The organism is Xanthomonas prunicola, from assembly GCF_002846205.1.
Taxonomy (GTDB): domain Bacteria; phylum Pseudomonadota; class Gammaproteobacteria; order Xanthomonadales; family Xanthomonadaceae; genus Xanthomonas; species Xanthomonas prunicola.
Genome location: NZ_PHKV01000036.1, coordinates 1 through 4185 on the forward strand (window position 1 = coordinate 1; position 4185 = coordinate 4185).

The window sequence follows — 4185 nt, forward strand, 5'->3', positions numbered from 1 at the left end:
GAGAGGGTGCCCGAAGGGCGGGTGAGGGCCAGCCACCCACCTGGCAATCCCTCCTCCCCACCAGCGCCAGCACCCTGCATCGCCTGCTCGGCGTCATCCCGGATTCGCCGCAGTTCCGCCACACCGCCGACAACCCGCTCCCCTTCGACCTGATCGTCGTCGACGAAGCCTCCATGGTCGACCTGCCGCTGATGTGCAAGCTGGTCGAAGCCGTGGCCGATGGCACCCAGCTGATCCTGCTCGGCGACGCCGACCAACTGCCCTCGGTGGAAGCCGGCGACGTGCTCGCCGCCATCCTGCAGGCCGCCGGCCCGGGCGACGCCTTGCAGCCGCAGGACGCCCAGGCGCTGCAACCGCTGCTCGGCAACCCGCCCGGCGCCATCGCGCCCACCGCCACCCATGGCGGCGGCCTGGCCGGCCACCGCGTGCACCTGCTGCGCGGCTACCGGCAGGCGGACGACTTCGCACTCGCCCCATTGGCCGATGCCATCCGCGCCGGCGATGCCGACACCACCCTGGCCCTGCTGCGCAGCGGCGAACTGGCCGGCGTGCACTTCCACGAAGACGGCGAAGACCCGCTCGCCCTGGGGCGCGACGCATTGCTCGCGCACTGGCGCGCGCTGGCCGACGCGCAGGACCCGGCCGCCGCCCTGCGCGCTGCCGCGGGCCTGCGCCTGCTCACCGCCGTGCGCGCCGGCCCGCAGGGCGCGCGCGGCCTCAACGCCCGTATCGAACAACTGCTGGCCGAAACCGGCTCAGGCGCCCGCCGCCTTGGCGGCGCCTCGCCCTGGTTCCAGGGCCGCCTGCTGCTGATCACCGAAAACAGCTACCGCCATGGCCTGTTCAACGGCGACGTCGGTATCTGTTTGCGCAGCGACCCGGGCGCCTCGGCAGCGCCCGGCGAAAGTGCGCACGCCCACGGCCGCAGCGGCGCCAATACCGGTGCAGGACGCAGCGACAGCGATCCCAACCCCGCCCACGCCGGGCAGGGCGCCTTCGTCGCCTGGTTCGAAGGCGACGGCGACGGCCAGGTGCGCGGCTTCCACCCCGCCGCCTTGCCCGCGCACGAAAGTGCCTTCGCCATGACCGTGCACAAGGCCCAGGGCAGCGAATTCGACACCGTCTGGCTGCAACTGCCCACCCGCGACGCCCGCGTGCTCAGCCGCGAACTGCTCTACACCGGCATCACCCGCGCCCGCCGCGCCCTGCACCTGGCCGGCAGCGAAGCGGTCATCCGCGCCGCGCTTGCGCGGCACGCCGCGCGCATCTCGGGCCTGGCGTGGCGGTTGGGTGCGAAAGACGACAAGCCACCGCCGGTTCCAGCACCCACGCAAGCGCCTCTTCCACAGCCGCCGCCGCGTGCGCCTGTGCAAGGGGCGCTGTTCTGATCGAAACCAGTCGGTGCCGGGTCTTGTCCCGCAAACGACCGACTGCTCAATCGCAATGGGTTTCGCTATATAACGCTGGCCGACGTCGCCGCAAACGAATGGAGCGCTATTGGGCGCGAGCAGAATCCAAGGCGTGTGCTGCCGTCGATCGCTTGGATCCGGAGAGTTGGTTCGATCTGTGGCATACGCACGTGGACCGGGACGGACGCGGCCATTGGTCTGCTGAACATCGGCGCACGGTGAACGCTGTGGCGGTGCGCGTGTCGTGCTACCTGGAGGTGCGCTTGGCGCATCGAGGACCATCGGTGCAGTTGTGGGCAGACCTCAGCCCCGACACGACCAACACCGGCATCTACGCGCACTCGGCCAACCTCATTGGCTAACCGTTTCCTGCCACATTCCCCAACCCGGACTGGCAACAGCCACTGCCTGCCGACGTCGCTGCGGCCTTGCCGGCCACGCATCGCGCAGGCGTTGCGCCATGCCATGGCAGTTCCCGACATAGCGTGCAGCGTCGGGCTGTGCCGAGCCAAGCACGCGAGCACGACGATGTCGGCGCAGCGTGTGCGCTGCTCGCCAATACCGGCGTCGGGTTGGGTTGATGCGGCCCGTGCCTGTCGGGTGTCTCTTCGTCGCCGCACACAGGAATTCACCACGCCGGCCTGGCGCTGCGCTGGGCGAGGATAAGGTTGCGAGCCTGGCCATCCGCTCGAGCGCGTGATCGCGCCGCACGCATTGTCGCCGGCGACTGACGCACGCGTGAGCGCGGACACGCGACCGTTTCGTGCAGCGTCGCGCACGCGTGATCGTGATCACCGGTTCTGTCGTGTTGCCAACAAGCGCTGCCAGCACCGCCCCTCACTGTCAGAGGTCCTCGCATGCAGCCCAACGCAATCCACTCCACCGCCGGCTTGCCCAGCGCAGACATGACGGCTGACCTGCGCGATTCCCCATCCGTCTGCGTGCCGGCACATGCCGCCGCAGACGCGGCCGCGCAACCGCCGGGCGCCTTGCAGACCCTCATTGGCCGTCCTCCCCGCCCGGACGGACCACGGCATCGACGCACGCAGAGCTTGCCCGCGCGATTGACGCCTGCCCAGCGCAGCATGCTGGCCGAGCTCGGCGTCGCCGACACGCCCGTGCTGACGCCCACCGAGGCGGCCGTGCTGCGGGAGCTGCGTCTGCACCGGCCGCAGCTGCCGCTCGACACGCTGCTGTTCACCGACCCGAACAAGGACCCCGACGATGTCGTGACCTACACCATCGCCAAGCAGTTGCAGGTCGAAGGCTTTTTGCGTTTGACCGACGTCGTCGTCACCCTGGGCGATGCCGACATGCGATCGCAACGGGCGCAGCTGGCAAAGGGTGTCTTCGATCGCCTGGCATTGCCGGATGTTCGCGTCGCGCGCGGTCAGGACTATCCCATGACGTCCACGCAGGCCCGGGAGCATTCCAAGTTCCTCGCCGAGGGAGCCGCGCTGCGTGCGGCGCCCGACGCAGTCCATACCGATGGCGTACGTGCGATGTGCGAGCGCCTGGCGACCTCGCCCCGCAAGCTCGGCATGGTCGTCATCGCCGGAATGACCGATGCCAACGCCTTGCTTGCCGAGGCGGGCGATCTGGTGCGGGAAAAGGTCGCGTCCATCACCATCATGGGAGGCATCGACCCGGACAAGGACGCCGATGGTTTCGTTCAACCGGACACGCGCGCCTACAACAATGCCACCGACATCCACGCCGCCCGTGCGCTCTACCGGCGCGTGCAGCAACTCGGCATTCCTCTGCGCATCCTGACCAAGGAGGCTGCCTACAAGGCCGCCGTACCGCCAGCGTTCTACGACGGCATGGCACGCAATGGCCACCCCGTGGGCGAGTACCTGCGCGATGTGCAGAAAAATGCCTTGAAAGGCCTGTGGGAAGGCATCCAGGCCAACCTGATCCCCGGCCTGGATGCGGCGTGGTTCTTCCGTACGTTCGTTGCAGCAGAACCGCAAGATCCTGCGGCACCGGATCAGCAAGGTGACATGACCTTCGACGCCATCTGGCCGCAGGTGACCAAGCTCAATCTTTACGATCCGCTGACCCTGCTGGCGGCGCTGCCCGGCACCGCGCGCCTGCTGTTCCAGCCAACGCCCATGCAGCGTGAGGGGGCCAGCCCGGTGGAGCACGTGGGCCACGCCGAGGTTGTGCGTCCGGAAAAAGCCAGGCTGTTGCTGTCGGCGCTGGCCAAGGCCGCGCTCGCCCAGGAAGACGAGGGGCAACACGCGCGCTGAGCGGTCCGCAGCATTCGCGGAGTGGCGCCGTCCGGCGTCATCCGCGAAGCGCGAGGTGGGGCACCACCCTCCAATTCGTCCGCCTGCTAACAGGCCAGGCGGCTTACTTGCCCTTCTTTTCCTGCTTGGCCGCGCGCTTTTCTTTCAGCGTCTTGGTCGGCTCTTTCTTCTGGTTCTTCTTCTGGTCCATCCCCTTGCTCATGACACCCTCGTAGTTGCTGGATTGATCGGTCTGGCAGCGCCGGACCCGGCGTGCCTGCGCACTGTAAGGCTTGCGCGGGGGGGAAGGGCAGGGGGAGCGCGAGACAGGGCGACGGGCGGTGCGTCCGGCCCGGCGTCTGCTCAACGCAGCGGGCGCTGGCAGCCCCCTGGCGCGGCCGGCAGAGCCACAAACGCAAAACGCCCGCGTGCGACTGTGGGGTCGGCACGCAGGCGCCGGTGACAACTGCGGCCTTATTTGGCCGGCACGCGTTCGTACTGCTCACCACCGGTGTTGAGGTGACCGTTGCTCTCGTCGATGGCGA

The 4185-nt window shown here is 68.8% G+C and carries 2 protein-coding genes; both read left to right on the forward strand.

Annotated elements, in window-relative coordinates; translation table 11 throughout:
• The coding region (recD, locus tag XpruCFBP8353_RS22795) for an exodeoxyribonuclease V subunit alpha (protein WP_101365236.1) at positions 1 to 1388 on the forward strand (1388 nt) is incomplete at its 5' end.
• A gap of 878 nt (positions 1389 to 2266) precedes the next feature.
• A complete protein-coding gene (gene xopQ / locus XpruCFBP8353_RS22805) occupies positions 2267 to 3661 on the forward strand; it encodes a type III secretion system effector XopQ (RefSeq protein ID WP_101365237.1) in 1395 nt (464 codons plus the stop codon).
• Positions 3662 to 4185 lie beyond the last annotated feature (524 nt).